This is a genomic window from Shewanella colwelliana, from assembly GCF_001735525.1.
In the GTDB taxonomy this organism is placed as follows: Bacteria; Pseudomonadota; Gammaproteobacteria; order Enterobacterales; family Shewanellaceae; genus Shewanella; species Shewanella colwelliana.
The window spans coordinates 38286-63560 of the sequence record NZ_MCBT01000022.1 but is presented as its reverse complement, the minus strand read 5'-3'; the positions used below and the strand labels follow the sequence as shown (position 1 = coordinate 63560).

14 protein-coding genes and 1 tRNA gene are annotated in these 25275 nt (G+C 45.0%); 9 read left to right on the top strand and 6 right to left on the bottom strand.

Annotated elements, in window-relative coordinates; all coding sequences use genetic code 11:
- Positions 1 to 16 precede the first annotated feature (16 nt).
- The 3 genes from BEL05_RS08340 to BEL05_RS08330 all read left to right on the top strand — a co-directional run bounded on the left by BEL05_RS08340 (position 17) and on the right by BEL05_RS08330 (position 2845).
- Positions 17 to 775 carry an outer membrane protein assembly factor BamD gene (locus BEL05_RS08340; RefSeq protein ID WP_028764233.1) on the top strand — a complete coding sequence of 253 codons (759 nt, stop codon included), beginning with the start codon at positions 17 to 19 and terminating at the stop codon, positions 773 to 775.
- Between the two features lie 207 nt (positions 776 to 982).
- Positions 983 to 1058, top strand: a tRNA-Phe gene (locus BEL05_RS08335).
- Between the two features lie 161 nt (positions 1059 to 1219).
- Positions 1220 to 2845 (top strand): methyl-accepting chemotaxis protein, encoded by a 1626-nt coding sequence (locus BEL05_RS08330; RefSeq protein ID WP_069670875.1) that lies wholly within the window; start codon positions 1220 to 1222, stop codon positions 2843 to 2845.
- A 4-nt stretch (positions 2846 to 2849) separates the two neighbouring features.
- Here BEL05_RS08330 and BEL05_RS08325 read toward each other — a convergent pair whose 3' ends face one another.
- On the bottom strand, positions 2850 to 4430 hold the full coding sequence (locus BEL05_RS08325) for a sensor domain-containing diguanylate cyclase (RefSeq protein ID WP_069670874.1): 1581 nt from the start codon (positions 4428 to 4430) through the stop codon (positions 2850 to 2852).
- Between the two features lie 60 nt (positions 4431 to 4490).
- A complete protein-coding gene (locus tag BEL05_RS08320) occupies positions 4491 to 6353 on the bottom strand; it encodes a methyl-accepting chemotaxis protein (RefSeq protein ID WP_069670873.1) in 1863 nt (620 codons plus the stop codon).
- 251 nt (positions 6354 to 6604) lie between these two features.
- Between BEL05_RS08320 and lhpI the strand changes: the two genes are divergently transcribed.
- The 4 genes from lhpI (at position 6605) to BEL05_RS08300 (ending at position 9819) form a co-directional block, all read left to right on the top strand.
- Positions 6605 to 7555 (top strand): bifunctional Delta(1)-pyrroline-2-carboxylate/Delta(1)-piperideine-2-carboxylate reductase, encoded by a 951-nt coding sequence (gene lhpI / locus BEL05_RS08315; protein WP_069670872.1) that lies wholly within the window; start codon positions 6605 to 6607, stop codon positions 7553 to 7555.
- Between the two features lie 265 nt (positions 7556 to 7820).
- The gene (locus BEL05_RS08310) at positions 7821 to 8357 is read left to right on the top strand and encodes an RNA polymerase sigma factor (RefSeq protein WP_069670871.1); all 537 of its coding nucleotides are present in this window, start codon (positions 7821 to 7823) and stop codon (positions 8355 to 8357) included.
- A complete protein-coding gene (locus tag BEL05_RS08305; protein ID WP_069670870.1) occupies positions 8357 to 8875 on the top strand; it encodes a hypothetical protein in 519 nt (172 codons plus the stop codon). The genes BEL05_RS08310 and BEL05_RS08305 overlap by 1 nt, the downstream gene beginning before the upstream one ends.
- The gene (locus BEL05_RS08300) at positions 8872 to 9819 is read left to right on the top strand and encodes a DUF4097 family beta strand repeat-containing protein (protein WP_069670869.1); all 948 of its coding nucleotides are present in this window, start codon (positions 8872 to 8874) and stop codon (positions 9817 to 9819) included. Before BEL05_RS08305 ends, BEL05_RS08300 begins: the two co-directional genes overlap by 4 nt.
- Before the next feature lie 3 nt (positions 9820 to 9822).
- Here the strand turns inward: BEL05_RS08300 and BEL05_RS08295 are convergent, their stop codons facing one another.
- Positions 9823 to 10776, bottom strand: coding sequence for a LysR family transcriptional regulator (locus BEL05_RS08295; RefSeq protein WP_069670868.1), 954 nt, complete (start codon positions 10774 to 10776; stop codon positions 9823 to 9825).
- A gap of 482 nt (positions 10777 to 11258) precedes the next feature.
- On the opposite strand from BEL05_RS08295, the gene BEL05_RS08290 reads away from it, so the two are divergent.
- Positions 11259 to 16265 carry a S8 family serine peptidase gene (locus tag BEL05_RS08290; protein WP_245686963.1) on the top strand — a complete coding sequence of 1669 codons (5007 nt, stop codon included), beginning with the start codon at positions 11259 to 11261 and terminating at the stop codon, positions 16263 to 16265.
- An 80-nt stretch (positions 16266 to 16345) separates the two neighbouring features.
- On the opposite strand, the gene BEL05_RS08285 is transcribed toward BEL05_RS08290, so the two are convergent.
- A complete protein-coding gene (locus BEL05_RS08285; protein ID WP_069670867.1) occupies positions 16346 to 17275 on the bottom strand; it encodes a LysR family transcriptional regulator in 930 nt (309 codons plus the stop codon).
- 414 nt (positions 17276 to 17689) lie between these two features.
- Between BEL05_RS08285 and BEL05_RS21290 the strand changes: the two genes are divergently transcribed.
- Positions 17690 to 22723, top strand: coding sequence for a S8 family peptidase (locus BEL05_RS21290; protein WP_069670866.1), 5034 nt, complete (start codon positions 17690 to 17692; stop codon positions 22721 to 22723).
- 241 nt (positions 22724 to 22964) lie between these two features.
- Here the strand turns inward: BEL05_RS21290 and BEL05_RS08275 are convergent, their stop codons facing one another.
- A complete protein-coding gene (locus tag BEL05_RS08275; RefSeq protein ID WP_069670865.1) occupies positions 22965 to 23201 on the bottom strand; it encodes a cytochrome c3 family protein in 237 nt (78 codons plus the stop codon).
- 339 nt (positions 23202 to 23540) lie between these two features.
- Entirely contained in the window at positions 23541 to 25229 is a 1689-nt protein-coding gene (locus tag BEL05_RS08270) for an NAD-dependent malic enzyme (RefSeq protein ID WP_069670864.1), read from the bottom strand.
- Positions 25230 to 25275: the final 46 nt, after the last annotated feature.

Here is a 25275-nt window from a genome sequence, read left to right as displayed (position 1 = left end):
AGAATCGAATTCAAGTATGCATAAATTTGCTAAAGGCGCAGCTATCGCCCTGATTTCACTGGCCTTAGCGGCCTGTAGTAGCCGAAAAGAAGATGATATGCCGCTCAGTAAATCATCGCCTGATGTGCTTTATACTCAAGCTAGAACCTCAATGGAGCTAGGAAACTACAGTAAAGCTGTACGTTCTTTAGAAGCGTTAGACTCTCGCTATCCCTTTGGCCCACATAAAACCCAGGTACAATTAGACCTAATTTATGCCTACTACAAACTGGATGATCCAGCTTCTGGTATCGCCAATATCGATCGCTTTATCCGTTTAAACCCAACTCACAAAGATATCGACTACGTCTACTATATGCGTGGGTTGGTTAATATGCAGTCTGACAGTTACATGTTTCATGACATGTTAAATATCGACAGAACGGATAGAGACCCTAAAGCAGCGCAAGATGCCTTTAAAGACTTTGACCGTTTGATAAAGTCGTATCCTAACAGTAAATACGCAGCAGATGCTCAAAAACGTATGCAATTCCTTAAAAATCGTCTGGCTAAGTACTCAATTAATGTCGCAGAGTACTATATTAAGATGAATGCTTGGAGCGCAGCGGCCGTAAGAGCCCAGTCAGTAATGGAGTCTTATCCTGGTACACCATCAACAGAACGCGCTTTAGAGATCATGGCACTCGCTTATGATGAGTTGGGGCAAGAGAAGCTGAAAGAGCACGTGTTAATGGTGATGAGAAGCAACTTCCCAAGTAATGCAATGCTAAAATAATAAAAAAAGCCTCGCCTAGCGGGGCTTTTTTTATTCTCCACAAAAGATCACTGATGGCACGAATGTGCCCCACCAGCTCTCTAAGGCAAGTTTATTGATACAAAAAACAACGTTTCGAGCAAAACTTCTTCAAACAAGCCTATAACTCAATTATTTTTCAAAAAAATGTTGACTCAAAACCGCAAAACCTTTTTAATGCACCCCGTCGCCCGAATAGCTCAGTCGGTAGAGCAGAGGATTGAAAATCCTCGTGTCCCTGGTTCGATTCCGGGTTCGGGCACCAAATTTGATTAGGTGCTACTAGCGTCTAAAGAAAGCCTCGCATTGCGAGGCTTTTTTGTATCTGCAACATTTTCCGCATATTCCCATATTCTTTTGCTATACCTATTAGTACGACTAAAGTTTAATCGCTTTAAAATAGCCTCCACTATTTGGGTTAGTTAAATGAATAATATTCAGATCAAACATAAAATGGCATTTGGCATTTTACTGCCTCTCACGCTGCTTATCTGCATCTGTGTGCTTGCGATTAACATGATGACCACCATTCAACAAGGGGTCACCACAATCTATAACGATAGAGTGGTTCCCTTAGAAGATCTAAAGGTGATTGCTGATGACTATGCCGTATTTGTGATTGATGCCATCAATAAAGCAAACGCTGGAGAATTTAGCGCAGAAGAAGCCACAAAAGCCATGCGTGATGCGAGCAAAAATATTGATGTTCGCTGGCAGAAATTTGTTTCAACGGAGTTAACGGCTCACGAGAGCCAATTGGCCGCAGAGGCAGAAAGACTATTTATCCCCGCAAATCAAAAAATCAATCAGCTTATCCAGCAACTCGGCAGTATGTCTGGCAATATTCAGGGCAGGCTTAACAGTGAAATCATCCCTCTTTATAAAGTCATAGATCCTATCAGTAGTACCATCGCTGAATTAATTACACTGCAGCTTAACGTTGCATCCCAAGAGAAAAACAAAGTCGTTGAGATTTATGAGTCATCGTTGATGCTATTCATTAGCCTAACAACCTTGACTGTTATAGCCAGCATCATACTCGGCGTATGGATTAATCGCTCGGTAATGTCTCCTATTAATCATATCAGAACCCAATTACATGCCATTCAGAAAAACGCCGACCTAACCGTTACGTTTAGCCAATTGAATAATGACGAACTGGGACTTATCTCTACCAGCCTCAACGATCTATTTACCCACCTTAGAGGAATATTAAGCGGCGTAGTTCAAGCCGCGAATACCGTAAGCGAATCGGCTCAAGAGCTAAATGATTTTACTAAGACATCTAACGCTCGTATTCAGCAGCAACAAGCTGAGACAGAGCAAACAGCAACAGCAATGAACGAGATGACAGCAACAGTCAATGAAGTGGCACAGAGCACAACAGCAGCCGCTGATTCAGCAAGAAACGCCGATCAGTTTGCCGCCAATGGCAATGATATCGTGCAGCAATCGATCAATAGCATGAGGCAGCTGTCACAACAGATCCAAAGTACATCTGAGGTAATCACTCATCTATCTCATGAAAGCCAAAACATAGGTAGCGTACTTAGCGTTATTAAGGGAATAGCAGAGCAGACTAATTTACTTGCTCTAAATGCTGCGATTGAAGCTGCTAGAGCTGGCGAGCAAGGACGCGGCTTTGCCGTGGTTGCAGATGAGGTTCGTTCGCTGGCACAGCGCACACAAGAAGCCACCCAAGAGATTGAAGCTATGATTGATACCTTACAAGCTGGCGTAAAAGAGGCGGTCAATGCGATGGATGTAGGCATTAAACAGGTTGATAATGCCAACAGTCAAACCAATATGGCAGGCCAGGCTCTACAAGAAATTGTGAGTTCCGTTGATAATATCACTGAAATGAACACCCATATCGCTACCGCAGCAGAGGAACAGAGTAGCGTCGCAGAGAGTATCAACCGTAGCATCATCGCCATCAGTGATATTGCTCTGCACTCAACAGAGTCCGCAATCGCATTAGCTCAATCGATTGATCGACTCACGGAGCTCGCGGCAACGATGCGCCAACAGGTTAATACATTTAAGGTTTAAACGATTATTCGCCCACGAGTGCTAGTGGGTGAACAGTTTGATATTTAATATTTAGGCAGTTACGCCCTGCTTGTTTAGAAACATACAACTGATTGTCGGCTAAACCTATCATAGTTTGCCAGTCATCCTGTTCAAATTGAGGGTGAAAAGGTGGATAGAACACTCCGCCGATACTCACAGTGATAATTTCTAAAGGAGAATGCTCATGATATATATTAAGTTCTCGAACACGCTTTAAAAGTCGCTCTGACAACAACTTCATCTGTGCAATATTGTCCCCTTGAATCACAACACAAAACTCCTCACCACCATACCGAGTCACTAGCTCTCCACGACGACGACACTCGACCATTAAAGCTTGCGCAATACGAATAAGCACTTGGTCGCCCGCTTGATGGCCTAACGAATCGTTATAACTTTTAAAATAATCGATATCAATCATTAAAAAACCAATAGCCCCTTTGCCATCTCGCCATTGCTCTTGTGCTCGCTGAGCAAAGACTTCCAAGCTGCGTCGATTCGCAATACCGGTCAAAGGATCATTAAAAGAGAGGCTTTCGAGATAATTTTGATGTCGCTCAAGCTTATCCACCACTAAATTAAAGGAGTGAGTTAAATTGGCTATTTCATCTATGCGCCACGCTGTTGGCATCCTAAGCAACACACCTCTACGGGCCATTTTGGTTAATACTTTATTGGCCACCCGTAAAGGCCGTAATACGAGTAAAGAGAGTGGTAAAATCGCTACAAATGTCATGGCCAACACGCTGAAAAACATTAATAAGGATTCGAAGGTGAAAATAGATGGCATTAGTCCTTCATCGTGACTGACGGTAATTTCTGCTGCAGCCTGACCTAGAACATCCTTAATTATCCATGCATGTGAGCCCGCTAACACTCCTACATTTGGTGGACTGCGAAAGTCCTGCATATGCGGCGCGGTAAACTGGGGAGCTAGCTTTATGATATGAAAATTAACCAAACTTAATTCGGTTATCTCCTGCTGAACTTTACCACTCAATTCTCTAACGACTAATAAGCTACCGACAATGTCACCCATGCCACTCGTCGGCAGAATGGTGACATTGCTAAAATAGACCAGCTTACTGCCCATATTGATCAAACCATTTCTGATGCTGGGCTTTTTCTGTGAAAATACCGTATCGGCGGGCAAAATCTTACCAATAAAGCCCTCTAGCGATTGCGGCAAATATTGCGGACTATAATCCTCACTCTGTGCGTAATGCCAAACAAGGCCACCTTGCTTATTAAAAACATAAAAACCATCTAAACTGGCGGCCTCAAAAGTATTGTCTAAAAGGTTGGATTGAATAAAATCTTCAGATGTTGATTCGACAAAGTCAACCATACCGTCCCATATGGCATAGTCATAACAGAGTGTTTCAAGATTACGCTGCGAAAACTCGATCCCTTTTTGAACCACAGCCAACTCTTTTTGTTGCTTCTGCAACACCTGCTGCTCGATGGCGGGAAGATAGAGAAAATAATAAATAACACTGGCAGTCACTAATGACAGCAACAGCAGGACTAAGCTTAAAAGGTTCAAAAAATGGTTTAATCTCATGAGCAGCACTCATTGTTTTCTGTCACTTAAAAGCTTAGACGACTGGGCTAATTTTATGGACTAGATCTTAAAAACACTCACTGATTGATAAAGTGATTCTGTTCTGGCGCGCACTTGATCTGACGCCGATGCATTCTCATCCGCCGCCGTCGCAGATTCGGCTGCAATGTCACGAATGATCACCACATTTTTGTTAACCTCTGACGCCACCATACTTTGCTCTTCAATCGCCGCCGCAATTTGAGTACTCATATCCATAATATTGGTCACATCAGCATTAATCTGCTCTAGCAATGCACCAGCACTAGCGGCTTGCTCTGCACTTTCACTGCCTTGTTTTTGTGTGGACTCCATCAACTGCACAATAGAGCGGGTGCGCGATTGTAACGTCTGAATAATACCTGCAATCTCTTCTGTCGACTCTTGTGTGCGCATAGCGAGGCTGCGCACTTCATCTGCGACCACGGCGAACCCTCGCCCTTGTTCACCCGCTCGCGCCGCCTCAATTGCAGCATTCAAAGCAAGCAAGTTGGTCTGTTCGGCAATACCTCGAATAACATCAAGTACACTGCCAATAGTTTCACTGTCTTTTTCAAGATCTGACACCACTTGCGCAGAACTGTTAAGTTGCTCCGCCAGTGCCTGAATTTTCTCAATGGTATGCTCCACACCAACTTGCCCTTGCTGGGCATTATCATGAGTGTTGCTGGCGCGCTCTGCCGCCAATTCGGTATTATTGGCAATCTCATCAATGGTTGCGCCCATTTCTGTTATCGCAGTGGCTACCATGTCAGTCTCATTTAATTGACGGCCAACCCCCTCTGATGCACGTATCGAATTTTCAGACAACTCCTGGCAAGAACGATTAACCACCTCGACAGACTCAAGCACCTCTTTTATCAAGTGCTGGAACGAGTCAACCATACTATTAAAGTGATTTGCAATTTGGCCTATCTCATCATCAACTTTGGTATCACAGCGTAGAGTGAGATCTTTGGTCGCTTCAATGTTAGCAATCGCATCACTAATCTTTTTAACCGGCTCCATAATGCTGCGAATGATCGCAATGGTAAAACCGATCAAGACTATTGTAATTAACACAAATATCGAGATACTAATGGTTACCGCGCTATTTTCTGCATCGTGAATGGCATTAAACGATTGCTCCTTCAATGTTGCCAACCCCTGCTCAGCCCTAGCAATACTGTCGCGTAAATTAGCCATCTTACCGTCATCTTTTGTCAGCCCTAGCGCCTGCTCTTTGCTAATAAGCACCTTAAAATCTTTCTCATAAGCAGCAAGTGAACGGTTTAGTTCACTCTTAACGCTGCTACTTAAAAAAGATTCATCAAACTGCTGCCTTAAAACAGCCAAATTGCCATTAAATTTATCGAGATAACTCAAGCTGCGCCTTAACATAAAATCTTTTTCATTACGCCTTAGCTGCAACATAGTCACCATCATCTCTGGCTGATCATTCTCTTTAACTAAAGTTTCAACATTGTGCACCGCCCCTCTCAAGGTACCATAAAGTCCATCTTTGGCATGTAGGCCAATCTCTCTTTGTAGGTTAACTATCTCAACAAAAATGTTTTGATATTCATGCACACTGCTGTCAAAACTATCCAACGCATTGGTCGGAATGTTGTAATCGTTAAACGTCGACTTAAGCCCATCCATTAGGTTGTATACGTCCTCGGCATTAGTCTTGTGATTGTCGAGGTAACTCAAATCAAGACGTGAAAAAAAGTCTTTTTCTTCTTTACGTAAGCTTAAAACTTCCTTTTCAAGCTCTATGACGCTCTGCGCTGCGTGAGACAGATCATCCAAGGTACTGGCCGAATACTGCTGCAGCGCAAACATCGCAATCACAGAAGAGATGGAGATGGCTGCACTTGCGAGTAATTTATGACGGATGAGCATAAAAAGATCCTTAGATTTGTTCAGGTGCATTTACCCGCTTTAAGGCAAATAGCAAAATATTTTTGAGGTGCCAATAATCATTATAGTAACTATCGGCCAAACCATTAGTTGTATTAACTATTTTTATTGTAATAACTGAGATGATCCAGACGATATCAACCACTAAGCCAGCCTTGTACGAGAGAATATAAATTCAATTTTCAATTGCACTTACCATTGTATACAATATCCCGCAAAAACAAGGAGGATACATGCACACTCTTCACGCCAAAGATGTCAATACAGCGTTAGATTTCCCAAGCTTGATAGACGCCCTACAAGAGGCGTTTGCTAAACCAGCCGGAACGCCACAACGGCAGGTATTTCCACTAGACCAGAATGGCATGCACAGTGACGCCTTTGCCGTGTTGCCAGCATGGAATGACAAAACCATTGCCGTAAAAGCCTTTACGTATTTTCCTGACAACCCCAAAAAATCACCACAATTGGCAAGTTTATACTCAAAAATTCTTATTTTTAATCGCCTAACAGGTGAACCACAAGCCTTAGTTGACGGTACCAGTGTGACCTATTGGCGTACTGCTGCGGTTTCGGCGCTCGGTGCAAAATACCTTGCCCGCGAAAACGCTCAACATCTACTGGTTTTCGGCACGGGTAACTTGGCCACCTATATGGCTCTTGCTCATGCCACGGTACGTCCTATCACTACTATCACCGTCTGGGGACGTGACCCCAATAAGGCCCAGAACACGGTCAATGCGATTAAAAAGGTTCGCCCTGAGTTGGAAATAAATGTGTGTGACAACATTGAGCAGTGCGTACGCAGTGCAGATATCATAAGTTGCGCAACTGGCTCACCGACACCGCTATTTCCTGCTGAATGGGTCAAAAGTGGCACCCATGTCGACCTAATCGGTAACCATAATCACGACCGACGTGAATGCGATACAGCACTCATTACTGATAATGAGGTTTACGTTGACTCAAAGCTCAATGTCTTTGCCGAAGCAGGCGAACTGCTGATACCAGTAGATGAAGGGGTGTTCAGCCTAGATCGTGTAAAAGGTGAGCTCTCGCAACTGTGTAGTGGCACGATTCGTGGCAGACAAACGGATAGCCAAATCACCGTATTTAAGACAGTAGGCACTGCCCTTGCCGATCTTGTCGGTGCACAGCTAGTATTTGAAAAACATAATAGTTAACCGACTAACCAAACGATGAGAGAAGGAAGTATCAACCACGACTCCTTCTCTGCTTCTCTGCTTCTCTGCTTCTCTGCTTCTCTGCTTCTCTGCTTCTCTGCTTCTCTGCTTCTCTGCTTCTCTGCTTCTCGCCTCAAGCTAACGAAAATTGCCTCGTTAGCACCAACTGTTATACCTTTGAGAAAAATATTTTTAATACCGCTTTAAACCAATTCGATACTTGCCTATGTCTAATAGGTATCTCATCGCTGACAGGGAAAATAAGTTGAGCGCATCAATACCATTATCATCAACGCGGAAAAAACTTGATGCGACCTTGGTTGAGCTAGCTAAACAGGGTGACAAAATCGCCTTTCGCGAACTCTATCAACAACATCATCAACGGGTATACGCACTCTGTTTCCGGCTTGCTGGTCAAAAAGAGTTAGCCGAAGAGGCCACCCAAGATACATTTGTACGTGTATGGCAAAAGTTACCTCAGTTTAAAGGAGAGAGTCAGTTCACTACTTGGCTTCATAGCTTAACGGTCAACCAAGCCCTGAACTGCATCAACAAACATAAGCGTTTTTGGGATCGTTTTTTACCAGAACAGCTTCATGCAGACAGTGGAGCTAGCGTTATAGACTATGACGGGTTAGATAAGTTGATCATTAGGCTCCCTGAGCGGGCACGCATAATCTTTGTGCTTTATGCGCTAGAGGGATACCAGCACGATGAGATAGCTAAACGCCTTAATATTGCTTCGGGTACCAGCAAGGCGCAGTACCACAGAGCAAAAAAGTTGCTACAGGAGATGATCTAATGGCCAACAATAGCAATCAACTGGCGCAGTTAATCGACGACGTGCCCAAAGAAATGGCGCCAGCAGAAGACCTGTGGCCCGGGATCGCACGACGACTCGATGCACCGGCGGCCTCGAAACCGAACCAACTATGGCGACCTTTTGCATTAGCGAGTCTTTTGCTTCTTGCCTTAGTGATAGGTAAACCCTTTTCAACACAAGAAACAGCAGTCCCAAATCACGACGCGCTATTAGCAACTTTAGCGGGAATTAACACACAACATCAGCAGCAAGTCACCGAGCTGGCACAGCAAGCAACTCATGTCGACTGGCAAATAAGCCCTTATGGGCAACCGGTAGAAAATGGCATCAAACAACTGAAAGATGCCGCTAAACAGATCTACCAAAACTTACAACTAAATCCGACAGATAAGCAACTGTGGCAGCTATGGCTATGGACACAGCAAAGAGAAATAGAACTAATTAAACAGGGGCAAAACCTCCCTGTCATTCAACACAAAGCAGGAGAGATAATATGAACCTACCCCTTAAGAAATCCCTATTGGTCACCACATTTGTGGCGCTCAGTCCTATTGCCATGGCCGCACAATCGATTGACAAGCGCATCGACGTTGACGATACACTCAAATTAAATCTTCAAGTGCATCGCGGTGAAGTCACCATTAAACCTTGGGATAATGCTGAAATTCAGATCACTGGCACTCTAGACGAGCTTAGCGAAGGTTTACTGCTGGAAAAGCAGGGAAGCTCAGTCACCATCGAGGACAAAATGCCTCGTCAATACTCGGGTAACAACAAAGATGGATCTAAATTGACCATCATGGTGCCAAAAAGCCTTAAGCTTAACGCCGACAGTGTTTCAGCAAGTTATACCGTGAACGGACTTAATGGCGATATCAGCATTCAATCTGTTAGCGGTGATATAAAAGCGACACAGCTTCAGCAAGATATCACTTTAATCACGGTATCGGGTGACATTGTGACCGCCCAACTAGATGGAAAAACACGTCTTGAAACTGTCTCAGGCAATATCAATGACCAACAGAGTCTTGGAAAGGTAAGCTATAAATTGGTTAGCGGCGATCTTAGCGCCAATAGCCAAGCGAGTGAGGCCTCTATAGAGACAGTATCAGGCTCAGCCAGCGTGCAGTTTGTCGAGGTGAACCGTTTCAATGGTCAAAGTGTGAGTGGTGACTTAATCCTGTCTTTTAACCGCTTATCATCAAAAGCCAACATTGACAGTGTCAGTGGAGATATTAGCCTCACCCTGCCAAATGATATGGACGCTAGATTCACAGTCAATGGCGGCCCAGGTGGCGATATCGACAACTCGTTAACCCAAGATAAGCCACAAAAATCAAAATATACCGCAAGTCGTTCACTCGACTTCCAAATGGGTAATGGAAGTGCCGATATAGCCCTAGGTACCATCAGCGGTACCATCAGCTTAAAGCAGAATTAGTGTTTAAGTTAGCGCCAATTTAGCCCTATCAGACTGAGTGCTCTGTGCCTCTCTCTGATGGGCACAATCAACTAAAAACTCAACAAACCCTGCGGCAACAGGGCTCAAACTAATGCCTTTTAAATAAACCACGCTAAAATTGGCTGTCAGTTTTGCCATATCATCGACCAATAAACTCACCAAGCTACCATCATCTAACTGCTGGCGAACCGCAAGTTCTGGTGTAATAGCCACCATGTCGCAGCTCAGCATCGACGTCTTAATTGGCTGAAACTGATCAAACTTGACCAAGCCAGCAAAGTCATGGCGGTCCTTGTCAAACAGGTCACCAAACTGTCGCTGAATGCTTGGCGGCATGGAGCGCGGCATCGCCAATGGATACTCGCGTAATGACTGCAAGGTGATTCCTGACATCTCGGCTAACGGATGATTGGCTCTGACAAAAAACTGCACATCAAATTCAGGCAATGGTATTACCGATAGTTCATCACGCTTATCGAAATCAGTGGCTCGGGTCTCAGCGATAAACATTGATAGAGCGCCATTGACCAAACGGTCATACAACATACTCGGGGACTCGACGATGAGGTCAATATTAATGTGAGGATAGAGGCGGATAAAATTGCCCACCGCAGGGCCTAATAATGCATTGGATGGAATAGGGCTGGCACCAATGATGATATCCCCCGCATCTAGGCCATTGAGCGAGCGAATACCTTTATTAAGTAAGTCGACATCATCGATAATTTTTTGTCCATGACGCACCACCAGCTCACCAAAAGGCGTCAGTGATACAGACTTAGAGTTTCGCTCTAACAATTTAACCCCTAGGCGCTCCTCCATCTTTTGAATACTACGAGAGAGCGATGGCTGCGCCAGATTTAACTGTGTCGCGGCGCGATGAAAATGCTTCAGTTTGGCCAACACTAGAAAATGCCTTAAATGCCTTAACTCCACAGAATCTCCCTCTACAAATTGTTTGCTAATTAATGGTTAGCTTATAAGAACCAACTCAATGAACACCAATGACCTTTCCGTATTTAAGAAATGTAAAAATCGAATATCACTCAGGTGATAGTTGGCCCCTAATTAATATCGCCCGACCAAAAGTTAACAATTTGTATCCGCGCAACATGTCTCAACAACTAAAAAATGAAGAACTTAACTGCCTAAACTGAATCGTCGCCCAACAGTGCCACCTTTAAAGCAAATGAATAACATGCATTCATATCAACAACTTATAAAGACCACCTTGTGTTCCTCGCTTTGAAAAAACGGATGATAATCGGTCAGACGCCGCTTTGCTAATGCAAAAAATGCATCAAATGATGACCAATTTCGCATTGGCCTAATGTTGCGCAAATGTTTAAAAATCGTACCCGACAGGAATACAAGCTGAGTTCGCCTGCACAAGAACAATAACTATCAGGAGATTGACTGTGAAATTTAATACGATTTCGATAGCCATCACGAGTGCCCTCTACGGTGCGTTAGCGATGTCGAGCGCACATGCCATCGACGAAGCACGCATAAAAAGCATTAACATCATGGAGCTTTATCAAGCTCAACAAGAAGCGAAAACTAAGGTTGGAATCCTTACATCCACCCCACTTAGACGCGGAGAGATGCGCAACATTCATTTCTCCCCAAAGCAGGCGAAAGATAAGTTTGAAGTAGAAAAAGATCTTGTCGGCACACATACCTACATTATCAGATTACACGGTAACTCAGTGGCGACCTACGAGGGCGATATCCCAGGGTTACAAGCGACTAAAGCAAGCAGCAATAACAAAAACAGTAAACTCTTCACTGCCGGAAAACCCACAGGGGCAAGTCGGAGTGCGATTAACGCCTACACCAACCACCTATTATCGACGCAGCAAAATCTGATTCAAAAAGCAGGCTTACAACCCAAGCAACAATTTACCCTAGCGGCTAATGCCATCACAGTGGAGATGACCCAAGCAGAGGCGATACAGGTTGCGGCAATGTCAGAAGTTGCCTACGTACAACGCTCAAAAATGTATCAATTGCATACCGATGTTGGACCAGAGCACGTGGGTGCCATAGGCGTATGGGATGGTACTAAAACCGCTGACGGCAATGCTTACTTAGGTGAAGGCATGGTCGTGGGGATCATAGACACTGGGGTAAACACAGATCACCCCTCATTTGCCGCCTTGGGTGGAGATGGGTTTGCACATACCAACCCATTAGGCAAAGACAACTACTTAGGTGATTGCGCTTTAGAGGAGTTTGCCAATCGTTGTAATGACAAATTAATCGGTGTCTACACTCACAAGGATATTACCGCTGAGTATGTGGATGAGTGGGGCAATCCTCTTGCACCGGAGTTTGGCGAAGACTTTCAGGGCCATGGCAGCCATGTAGCCAGTACCGTTGCCGGTAATATTCTGCATGATGTTGATGTGGTAGGTTCACAACTGGGCGGTGGAGCTGGTAACCCAATTGGCGTCAAAATGCCTACCATCTCAGGGGTTGCACCACACGCTAACATCATCTCCTATCAGGTCTGCATGGTCAGTGGGGGCTGCTCTGGGGCTGCCATGCTATTTGCTATCGAGCAAGCCATTAAAGATGGTGTCGATGTCATCAACATGTCCATCGGCGGCAGCGAAAGCTTCCCTTGGGACGATGCCTTTGAAATGGCCTTTTTGTCTGCTCGTGAAGCAGGGGTTGCCGTTGCATTATCAGCGGGCAATTCTGGCGAGGCATATGGCACTGACTCACTCTATACGGTTGATCACACCTCTCCTTGGGTACTAAACGTCGCTGCAACGACCCATGCCCGCTCAATCGTTATCGAAGATAAAGCGCTTGATGAGTTTATTGGTGGTGACGATGCCCTGCGTCCAGACAGACTTGATGCTGCCGGTATCTCAGAAGCCTTTAGCGGCGTATTTGTTCTTGCTGCGGATCACGGTGATGCACGCTGTAATAGCTCATTCCCAGACGGAACTTTTGATGCGACCCATATTGTCGTTTGTGAACGTGGTGATATTGCTCGGGTTGAAAAAGCAGCCAATGTCGCAGCAGGGGGGGCAGGCGGTTTTGTCCTTTATAATACTTGGAGTGAAGGGGATCAAGTCTCAAACGATACCTACGCGATTCCTGGTGTACACATCACTGCTACTCAGTGGTACGGTAATTGGCAGACTAAGGGCTTACAACCATGGCTAGCTTCAGGCAGCGCTCTTGAAGGTACTATCACCGCCTCCAATGCTAAGCGCGTCATTAATCCTGACGATGCTGACTGGCTAGCCAACTTCTCATCTCGCGGGCCATCTAGCACTGTCGAGGAGATTTTCTCTCCGGGTATCGCAGCACCTGGTGTCGACATTTTTGCGGCATGGAATGATGAGAACCCACTGAATTCACAGGCAGATACCCGTAACTACAATGCCATTAGTGGCACATCAATGGCGAGCCCACACGTTGCAGGTATAATGGCTCTTGTTCGTCAAGCCAATCCCATGTGGAGTGCATCCGAGGTGCAGTCGGCACTGCAGATGACCGCTGACAGCAAGGCGATTAAAGCAACTCATCCCTATGATAAAAAAGTTGAGGTGGCAGGCCCTTACCGAGCAGGACATGGTCTGGCCAATGTAGAGCGCGCTATTAATAGTGGCTTAGTGATGAATGAAACGGCTGATAACTTCCGCCGTGCTAACCCACAAAATGGGGGCCAAGTCCGAGAGCTAAACTTGCCTCAGTTGATCAACAAAGATTGTGGCTTGAGCTGCAGCTGGATCCGTACCGTTAAAGCAACGCGCGATGGTACCTGGACGGTTAACACTAACTACAATGACCGTGATCCACTTTATTGGAACTTCACCTTAGACCCAACCGCCAAGGTCACGGTAACGCCAGCTAACTTTACCCTAAAAGCAGGAGAAAGCATTGACTTAACCGTTACAAGCCTGTTCAAAGAATCAGACATGGCTTGGTATGACGGTACAGTGCAAACCGCTGTTGGTGAAATCGAGTTTGTCGCTCAAGATGCGTCGATTCCTTCTGCCCATTGGCCTTTCTTGGCGACCTATAAAGGCAAAACCTTACCTAACACAATCAATATCACCGCCCACGACGATCAATCTAAATATTTGATTGCCGATGTCCCCTTTGGCGCACCAGGGTCAAGCCTGAACGGCGTTGCTTATACCCCCGTCGAGGCAACAATTTCAGAGATCTCTCTGCCGCGCATGCCATTTGGTGTGTCAATGATGGATGAAGAGTTCTATTGGGATCTAACCCAGCCAAACATCAAAACACTCAAAGTTGATGTGCCGGAAAATACCGCGGTGTTTCGCGCCGAGCTACTTGGTCGCATCGACTCTGAAATCGATCATCCATTAAATCCATACCTTGATACAAATATCTATATCTTCAAGGATTTCAATAACGATGGTCGTCTACATCAGTCTGAAGCCATTTGTGGTTCAATGTTGGGACAAACTACAAAAGGCGAATACTGTGCCTTAGAAAACCCTGAAGCGGGTGAATATACCATCATGGTCATCAGCGCCTATCCACTATTCCCATGGGAAAATGTCGATACCGTTGAACTGGCTCACGTGGTGATCCCTAAGGAGCAAACCTCTGCAGTAAGTTTGAACTTTGAAGATACTAGCGCACTTAACTCAACCTTAACCATCGACTGGGATATGGAGATGGAACAGGGTAAGCGTTACTACTCAGCCGCTGCAATATCAGCGGGTGATAACGCCGAAGGCTCACTCGCATTAGTGCCTTTACATATCACTCGTGGCGTCAATAGTGTCTCAATTAATAGCTCACAGGATGCCGCACGGGTTGGCGATATCATAGATGTCGATGTGGTGATTCAACCTAACCTATCAGGCAGTGATCGTAATATTGAACTGAGTGCAAGCCTCTCTGCTGGCTTAAAGTTAGTTCCAGGTTCTCTCTCGCCACTTGATGGACTCATAGAAACGGCTAACGGCTTCACCATCAGCAAGGTGCAGCATAATACTTCAGGTCTCGATACTAACTACAAGGTCACCACCAACCTTGATGATGCCATGTGTCGTACACCCGTTGATATCGACTATCCCGATGGCACGCCTGTCGATGGCGGCTATTTAGACCTAGCTAAATTCGGGTTCAATGTCTCTTGGGGAAGTTTCTTTGAAGTCAACGAATGGGGCTGGGGTAACTGGGTACATGATACCGAAATCCCATTGATGACAGGTACGATGGCACCGTTCGATAACGCCGATTACTTCACCACCGACTCGATTATCTTGAGCTCGAAAGGTTGGTTACAACTCGATGTACTGCAATATAACCCATGGGACTTTGTGCCAATGGATATGTACCTAGAACTGCCCACCAATGAGTACTCTACGCCGCCAGACTTTATCGTTGCCCCCTTCTGGGGTGGGCTCGATTCCACCGACCCAATGGCTATGTTTGCTCCTCAAAAGTGGAACCTAGCTAAATACGAGCCAAACTGGGATATTGAACAAGAGAAAGGCGTCACGCTTGCCTTCGCCGATGATTACACCATCATCGAGTGGAACAAAGCCGCCACGCACGATAAGAGCTGGGATGAAAACTGGAATACGCTTATCACACCACGTGAAGACAGCTACGACTTCCAAGTATTCTTGAAAGCCAATACCAGCCATAAACCTGGTGAATTTGAAATCGTCATGGCCTATGACAATATCAACTTTGCCAGTGAAGCAGGTGAAGGTTCAATAGGTGTGCGTGGCTATAATGGTCCTCGTGGTACTTATGGCCCACTTAAAGGTCATACAGGTCAAAGCTATGCCTTTAATGACCTAACCGACAAGGTGTCAAACAACTTAGTGGTCTGCTACGACATCTCAGGTCCAAGCGACAGCATGGTTGTCGTTAACATGTTGGCAGAAGTTACCCATGACGCGTTAGGGGTTAACCAAGTCATTAATGTCAGCGGCGATGTGGAAGGTATTGCTCACGCCAATGCCGAACAGATCATTAGTGTTGCCTCAAACATCATCATCTCTGATATCAGCGATAAGATGGTTGAGGAAAACATGAAGCTTGAAGGTATCGTGGTCAACTACGCCGACAATGATGGCGGCCTATCAGCCAACACTATCACTGTCAGCGGCGACAACATCACTGCCATTATCAATGGTCATGAGTCGGGCTCTACCTTTGATATTACACCAGCCGCTGATTTCTGGGGCGAAACCATGGTGACAGTCACGGTGTCAGATAACTTGTTCCCTAACGACAAAAGCTCAACAAGCTTTATGCTGACCGTTAACTCTGATGGGGTTGAACCAACACCACCAGCACCTGAAAACCCGATTGCACCGGTAGAACCAGCATCTGATTCAGGTGGTAGCTTAGGTTGGCTAGCGCTAGGTTTATTAGGGTTGTTTGCTGGAGGACGTCGTAAACTTCATTAGTAAAATGCTTTAGTCGAGAACGTTTCGACCTTGTCAATGGGCCCTCAATGAGGGCCTTTTTTATCGATGTCAATAATCACTTATACTAGCTCAGTCTCAAGACTTAGCATATCGACACGTTGCAGCAAGAAACGGATAAAAGTATTGATCGATTGGCTAACTTGGCAGCCTGCTAGGCTGACCACACTAAATCTAGCTTCAAACTCTGGCATCGACTGCGGTACCAACTGAATCAAAGTTCCCCTTTTTAACTCTTCTCGCACAGCGATTTCTGGTGTTAGGGCGATAAGATCGGAGTCAAACATGGCGCCTTTAATGGCATGAAACTGATCAAAACGCACCAATCCAGCAAAATCATCTCGTGCCAGCATAAACAAATCTTCAAACTGCTCTGCCACTTTACAAGGTAAATGCCTTGGTACTGCTAAGGGATAATCACGAAACGAAGGCAGAAACAGTCGCGGCAATTGCGCTAATGGATGACTCGGGCGTGCACAGAAAATAACTCGAAATGGTGCCATATCAATGGTTGTGAAAAGCTGATTCTGCGCTAAGTCGGTACTTCTGGTCTCTGCAACAAACAGGTCCAACTCGCCCTGGAGCAATTGCTGAGATAGATCTTCCCAATGAGTCACGCGTAAATCGACACTCATAGAAGGAAAGGCGTGTAAAAACTGCCCCATAATTGGCCCAACGATACTGTTTGAAGGGATCGGACTTGCACCGATTTTTATCTCCAATTGATTCACGCCGTGAAATAGATCCAAATCTTTTTGTAGGGCATCGTCCTGTTGTAAGATCTGTTGGCAATGTACCAACACTAATAACCCTAGCTTCGTAATAGCGATGTTTTTGGAATCGCGATCAAATAGCTTCCCCCCCACTAACTGCTCTAAACGTTGAATGCCTCTAGTTAGAGAAGGTTGTGTAACATTTAGCTTATCTGCTGTGCGACTAAAGTGCTGCAACTCAGCCAACACAACAAAGTACCTCATATAACGAATATTCATTAAAACCTTCAAAATATTAATTAGTGTCAATCGGCAATTTTTAGTATGAGCAATGAGTAATTAGACACTTGATGAATCCATAAACAAGGGTCACCCCACACATTACCAACACGTAAAAATAACAATATCACCCCAACAAAAACAACTATGAATCAGTTTGTATCAATCATTACAAATATCAAACCAAATTAAGAACCAAATAAATCCAATTTACTTACAATTAATATCTTTTAAATGTCAAATCATTGTTTATATAGAATTTTATTTTCACACCCTCAAACACCCCATAACCTAAACGCATTGTTCAATACGGTTAGGTAATTAGATCGCTTCGTCGATAAAAGATAATAATGGCACTGAAGGGTGTCTTTGAACGGTAATAAAATCACAAAGAACATTGAGGAAATAAAAACAATGAAACTAAAAAAAGTACATATAATGACCCTGGCGGCCATTTATGCCGGTGCTGCAGGAGCAAGTGCTGACAGCACCAATGCAGATGTTTTATATTCTGCGAATATTAAGCCAATCGTGATCACCGATGCGATAAAAAAATATAACGACAATAAGTACAAAGATCGTGTGTCAGGTGAAGTCGTTGCTGAAACCCGAAATAGTAATGGCCGAAATGTGCATCGTGCTATTTCAAGTACGGATCAAAAAGTCCCTTTTGTTTATGAAGATAATATTTCTGGTGAACAAACCTATATTATTCAATTAGCAGATAAGCCAGTTTCATTATATCAAGGCGGGGTGGCCGGATTAAATGCTACGACTCCTCGAGCCAGTAAAATCCCGGCGGCATTAAGCCCACAGCTGCATGATAAAGTTGATATCAATAGTACCGATGTACAATCATATCGTAGTTACCTTAGTGAAAAACAAGCTAGCGTAAGCTCGCAAATTACCAGCTTGGTAGGTAACACTAAAACCATTGCTAACTATCAACTTGCCTTTAACGGTATGTCGATGCGTATGACCCAAGACCAAGCAGCACGAGTCGCTGATTTGGATGGTGTTGTTAGCGTAACTCGTGAAATCATCTATCAGTTACAAACTGATGTTGGCCCACAACATATTGGTGCTGACAAGTTTTGGACCGGTGAAGTTACTGGTGAAGCGTTTACCGGTAAAGGTATTGTTGTAGGCGTGCTCGATACCGGGATTAACACCGACCATGAATCGTTTGCAGCACAAGGCGATGATGGCTACGTACATCAATTACCAGCACGATATGATGGTTACATTGGTGATTGTGAGCTAGAAGAGTTTGCCAGCATGTGTAATGACAAGCTTATTGGTGTGCGCTCTTACCCTGTGATTACCGATTCTTATAGCGATGAAAGTTTTCAACCTGATAAAGGCTGGTGGGAAATCGAAGGCCCATTAAGACCTGCTAATGGCGAAGATTACAACGGCCATGGTTCACATACTGCTTCAACCGCTGCCGGTAATATCATATTAGATAGTACCTATATGGTACCTGATGTTGGTGTAACCAGTGACGGCAAACCAACGGACTTAATGTTACCGCGTATTTCAGGTGTCGCGCCGCACGCTAACGTCATTATGTACCAAGTGTGTCACCCAGGTGACGGCAGCTTTAATAATTATACAGGCTGCCCTGGTTCTGCATTACTTGCGGGGATTGAAGATGCAGTCGCCGATGGCGTAGATGTGATTAACTACTCAATTGGTACCGCTTATGGTGCTTTCCCATGGGAAGACCCAATGGAGATGGCCTTTTTAGCCGCTCGTGAAGCCGGTATTTCGGTATCAGCCTCAGCGGGTAACTCTTTTGACCCTTCTGAAGCAAATGTACGCCGCGGCGCAATTGATCACTTATCCCCTTGGGTGACTTCGGTTGCAGCAACCACTCATACACGTGAGTTTAGTGTTGAAGGGAAAATGATCACTGATGCCACAGGTGGCGAACAAGAGCTACCAGAACTTGTTGGCGGCGGGATTACCGAAGGTTACACAGGCCCTGTGGTTGAGGCGAAAGCTTACGGCTGGGAATATGAAAAATGTAATGAAGCCTTCCCAGCCGGCTTTTTTGATAACTCTCCTGAAGGCATTCCATATGACACTGCGCCAATTGTAGTTTGTAAGCGTGGTGATATCGCTCGTGTACAAAAAGCCATTAACGTAGCCGAAGGCGGTGCAGGTGGTTTTATTTTACGTAACGCCAGCTCGAGTGAATCGGTTAATAACGACCCTTATGTGATCCCCGGTATTCACTTGCCTTATAGTGGTTATTATGGTGATGCTTCAACTAACTGGTTTGGTTTATCAAGTTGGTTATCTAAAGGCAGTGATCATCAGTTAACCATCACGGCTTCAAATGTGGTGACGACTGAACGTGTGCCTAATGCGTTAGCTGACTTCTCATCTCGTGGACATAACTTTGATAACCCTGAAGTCATGTCACCAAACCTTGCCGCTCCTGGTGTTGATATCTATGCAGCTTGGGCTGATGAAATGCCATTTTCTGGTGTTGGTATTCCAGGTGACTACAACACCATTAGTGGTACTTCAATGGCAGCACCTCATGTTGCAGGTGCAATGGCATTATTAAAGCAAGCACAGCCAAGTTGGACACCGGCACAAATTCAGTCAGCATTAATGATGACAGCGAATTTAGCTGAAGTGACTCGCACGGTTGAAACTTACCCCTTTGTTGATTTAGAGCCAGCAGGGTTTAGTGATGCAGGTAGTGGCGTGATTAACGTTGCTCGCGCATTTAAAGCGGGTTTAATCATGGACGAAACCGGTGATAATTACCGCGCGGCTAACCCTAAAAATGGCGGCACAGTGAACACCCTCAACGTGCCATATTTTTACAATGAAAGCTGCAGTGGCACTTGTACCATGATGCGTACATTCACTGCGACAGCTGATGGCAGTTGGACTGTGGATGCTGAGTCGCTGGCAATGGATGGCGCAGATATGCTGTCGCTTGAAGTGTCACCTAAGACATTTAGTCTTAGCAAAGGTGAAACACAAGCCATCATGCTAACGGCTAAAGTGTTAGAAGTGCAAGCTCCGGGTGCTGATTCATCATCTCTACGCTTATTAGGTGATGTGACCATTACCCCTGACAATACCGATATGCCAATGCAGCATTTACCGGTTAGCATTCGCTACAGTGGTACCAGTATGCCTGAAAATGTGCTCGGCAATATCCATCGTCAACAAGGGCATATTTTAACCCCTGAAATTAACACTGAAGAAATTCAAACCTTTAATAGCCGCGTTAATGGCTTAGTTAAAGCTGAACTTTTTGATGTGCAAATGCGACGCAGTGAAGTGCGTAACTTTGATTACAGCGCCCAAGAGCGTATCGATGATGGCCAAGTGGTCAAGTTTTTTGACGTACCAGAAGGCACTAAGCGCATTGTTTGGGAAGTGATAAAAGCCGACTACAACGCTTATGCATCAATCGATATTGGTTTAGACGTCAATAACGATGGTGAAATCCAGTGGAATGAAGAAGCCATTTGTTATTCTCGTATCAATAACAACGATTACTGCGCCATTAATAATCCAACTCCAGGGACATATTGGGCTTATGGTTCTAACTATAAGTATACTTATGAAGATGAGGCTAACCTTGCTGATAATATGATCTTCGCTTTAGCTATCATCGGTGATCAAGATGACGCTAATCTGACTGCCGTTGGCCCCGATTCATCAAATGGCATGGACCCTTACCGTGTACAGTTAAACTATGATTTAGCTGATGCTGTAGAGGGCGATGTTTACTATGGTTATGTGGGCATAGGTAGCGACAGCTATAACGATGATAACTTAGGTTATATCCCAGTACAGCTTATTCATAAGGGTAGCGATACCGAAATTGAAGCCAGCCATACTAGCGCCAAAGTGGGTGATATCGTTGAGTTTGAAGTCAGCCTAGCACCTAACTTGCTAGGTGGTGAGCGTCAGTTAACCCTAAGTACTGAACTCGCTGCAGGCTTCCAGTTAATTGAAGACAGCATTCAGGTTGCTGGCTTAGCGCAATACAGTGACAACATGACAATTGATGGTAATACCATTGCCTTTAATACTGTGCAACCTTCATCATTAGATACCCCTCGTCACTATGTGTTTACCACGAGTTTAGAGGATGCGACGTGTCGTATTCCTGCGCAAATGCAGGGCGCGAGTGACACCTTTGTGGATGTACCAAGTGAGTTTGGTTTCTCAGATTTAGGTATTACTGGCTACTCTAACCAATATTTGAGTATTCCAATGTCAGCGAACGGCTTACCTCATGTACCTTTATACGGTGCAGAGCAAGACATGCTGCATGACTTACTCGAAATCTCACCATTTGGTTATGTGAAATTTGACGAAATGCCAGATTTCTATAATTACCATTATGAGTTTAATGATGCCTTCCAAACCTTCCCTGACACTATTGTTGCCCCATTGTGGCGTGGTGATGTGATGATGCCAGAAGTGGCATTCCGAGAAGATCTTGGCATGGCAACTAACCGAGTTTACGGCGCGGTCATTGATGACTACTACGTGTTCCAGTGGAAAGGTGGTGCAGAGTTTTACAACCGCTTTACCGGTAACCGTAACCCAGATGCATCTGCTTACTTTGATGTTGAAACCATTATCTCAACTAAGTTAGATTTTGCCCCTGGCGCTCATGAAGTCATGTTTGGCTATCAAGCGATTCAAACGGCTAATGCTCATTTTGGCTCAATTGGTCTACATGGTTATTACGGTGAGCGTGGCACCTACCAGCCTGTCGGTGGTTGGTACAATGATGGCTTTGCCTACAATAACGTTGATGAAAAAGTGGCTGAGGGCATGCTGGTTTGTGCTGATTATCAAGGCCCTGAAAGTTCTGCATTAACAGTTAGCTTCTCTGCCCGCGTCTCGGCAGCAGCTGTAGGAATGGATAATGCCGTTACGGTAAATAGCCAATATGCGGATTCAGAGTTAGTGACGGTATCGCATACGGTTTCATCGCCAAGCAACATTCAGGTGGCTGGTATTGCTGACCACAGCATTGATGAAAACACCTCAATCACTTTAGATGTTATTTATGCAGATCGTAAAGCCACTGCAAACGGCATTATGGTGGCTGGTGATAACATCACTGCGGTAGTTGAAGGCGATAGCATTACGATTACCCCAGATGCCGATTGGTTTGGTGAAACTATGGTATCGGTAACTGTGCATGATATGGCCTACCCATCGGATGCAGCCTCTACCAGCTTCATGCTAACAGTAAGCTCTGATGGGATTGAAAATGGTTGTACCGATTCAAGTGCAACGAACTATGATGCCAACGCCAATACCGATGATGGTTCATGTACCTTCCCGGCGCCACCAGTGGAAGATAATACCTCTTCAAGTGGCGGTAGCTTAGGTTGGCTAGCGCTAGGTTTATTAGGGTTGTTTGCTGGAGGACGTCGTAAACTTCATTAGTAAAATGCTTTAGTCGAGAACGTTTCGACCTTGTCAATGGGCCCTCAATGAGGGCCTTTTTTTATTTAACCATCACTTCAACGTCAATACAGTGACTATTAAACTCAGGTCAAACATCACTCAGTAATCATCTCGCGGTGATGTCCTTCTGTTGACGCAGTAATACCATACTGAAACAGACAAAAAAGCCTTCATAAAGAAGGCTTTTAATAACTAACAGTAAATAGTTTCAATTAAGAAATTACTTTTCCATCGCGTGGCAATCAGCACACTCTGTAATGGTTAGTTCTGGAGTATGCATCTCCATATCGATAGTGTGCGCGTCGTTAATGCCATGGCAATCAGCACAGGTCGCAAGCGTCGCTTCAGACTCTGTATGCATTGTTAAATCGATAGTCTCATGACAATCGGTACAATCAACGGCCGCGGCAGAACCAGCAAAAAGTAAAGCAGTTGCTAAAGTCGCTAAGTACTTCATAAAAACTCCTGAGTCAGCGGTATGGACTCACTGACGAAATAGTAAAAGTGAATGTTGCTACCCTATACTTGTTCACGATAAGAGCCTTTAGCTCCCACCACGACCGCAAAAATAAAGCCAGCTACGAATCTATGTGACTAGATTTGACCACAAAGATTAATTGAAACTTAAAAGCGCGAAATGGTGAGCGAAATTGCCGCCAACATCAAACTTTATATCTGCTGTTTGTGACAAACCTCATAACATGGCGTCGGGACGAAGCGAACCATTTGAGCTAAATCGCACTCAATAAAAAAGCTGCCTGAAGGCAGCTTTTTTTATTTGGCTTACTCTAATGGCTTAGAATGATGTCCGCTTATAACGACGATACTCAGCGGTCCAGAAATTATCTTCAATCGCTTGGCGCAACAACTCATCACTACATGGCAATGCATGGCCTTGCTCAACAGCCACTTTAGCGACCGCAAACGCGATATGCTTACTCACCTCATGAATATCTTCAAGTGATGGCAGTAACGAGCCCTCGCCCTCTTTTGCCAAAGGCGAACACTCTGCTAAGGCTCGACTTGACGCCATTAACATCTCGTCACTGACACGGTTAGCACCTGAGGCGAGCACACCGAGGCCGATACCAGGGAAGATATAACTGTTATTGCACTGAGCAATTTCAAAGGTTTGCTCTTCTATCACCACAGGCTCAAACGGGCTCCCCGTGGCAACTAATGCCTCACCTTTAGTCCAATGCAGAATATCTTTTGGTGTAGCTTCGACGCGGCTAGTCGGGTTTGATAGTGGGAAAATTATTGGACGTGCGCAATGAGTATGCATCGCCTTAATGATCTCTTCGCTAAATAAACCAGGGGCGCCCGATACACCGATTAATACTGTCGGTTTACCGTTGTTCATGACATCTAATAGTGAGATGTTTTCATTGTCAGTATGCCAAGCATTTACTTCTGCCGCTTTCTGAGCCAAATTATGCTGGAATGGCAATAGATTAGGCATATTGTCTTGTAACAATCCCCAACGATCAACCATAAACACTTGCTGGCGCGCTTGTGCATCACTGATCCCTTCTGACACCATCTGTGCCACAATCGCTTCAGCAATACCGCACCCAGCACTCCCTGCACCTAAAAACGCAATACGCTGTTGGCAAAGTTGCGTATTAGCAGCCTTACAGGCAGCAAGCAGTGAGCCAACAGTGACGGCTGCAGTGCCTTGAATGTCGTCATTAAAACAGCAATATTGATCTTTATACCGCTCAAGGAGTGGCATCGCATTCTTTTGAGCAAAGTCTTCAAACTGAATTAAGGCATCGGGCCAACGACGATGTACCGCTTGCATAAAGGCTTCGACAAATTCAGCATACTCTTCACCACCTACACGCTGATTACGCCAGCCCATATACATAGGATCTTCCAGCAGATGCGGATTGTCGGTGCCCACATCCAAGGTAATAGGCAATGTGTACGCGGGGCTAATACCACCACAACTGGTGTAAAGTGAAAGCTTACCAATGGGGATCCCCATGCCACCAATACCCTGATCGCCCAGTCCCAAGATACGTTCGCCGTCGGTGACCACAATAATCTTCACCTTTTGACGGGTTGAGTTATTTAAGATGTCATCAATGCGGTCTTTATTCGGGTATGAGATAAACAGCCCGCGATTACGGCGGTAGTTCTTCGAGAAACGCTCACAAGCTAAGCCCACGGTAGGCGTGTAGATAATAGGCATCATCTCGGTAATATGGTTCTGCACCAAACGATAATAAAGCGTTTCGTTAGTGTCTTGAATATTTCTAAGATAGATGTGCCTATCGAGATCATTACCAAAGTTCTTGTATTGGTCATAGGCACGTGAAGCCTGCTCCTCAATGGTTTCAATCACATGAGGCAGTAGACCTTCAAGGTTAAAAAAGATCCGCTCTTCTTCAGTAAAGGCACTGCCTTTATTAATCAAGGGAGCCTCTAGAATGGCTGGACCGGCAAAAGGAAGATATAGCGGGCGTTTATTATCGTCCATTGGTAACCTTTTCTCTGTTTTTGTAATGGTTGAAGTGGCTGTCGCT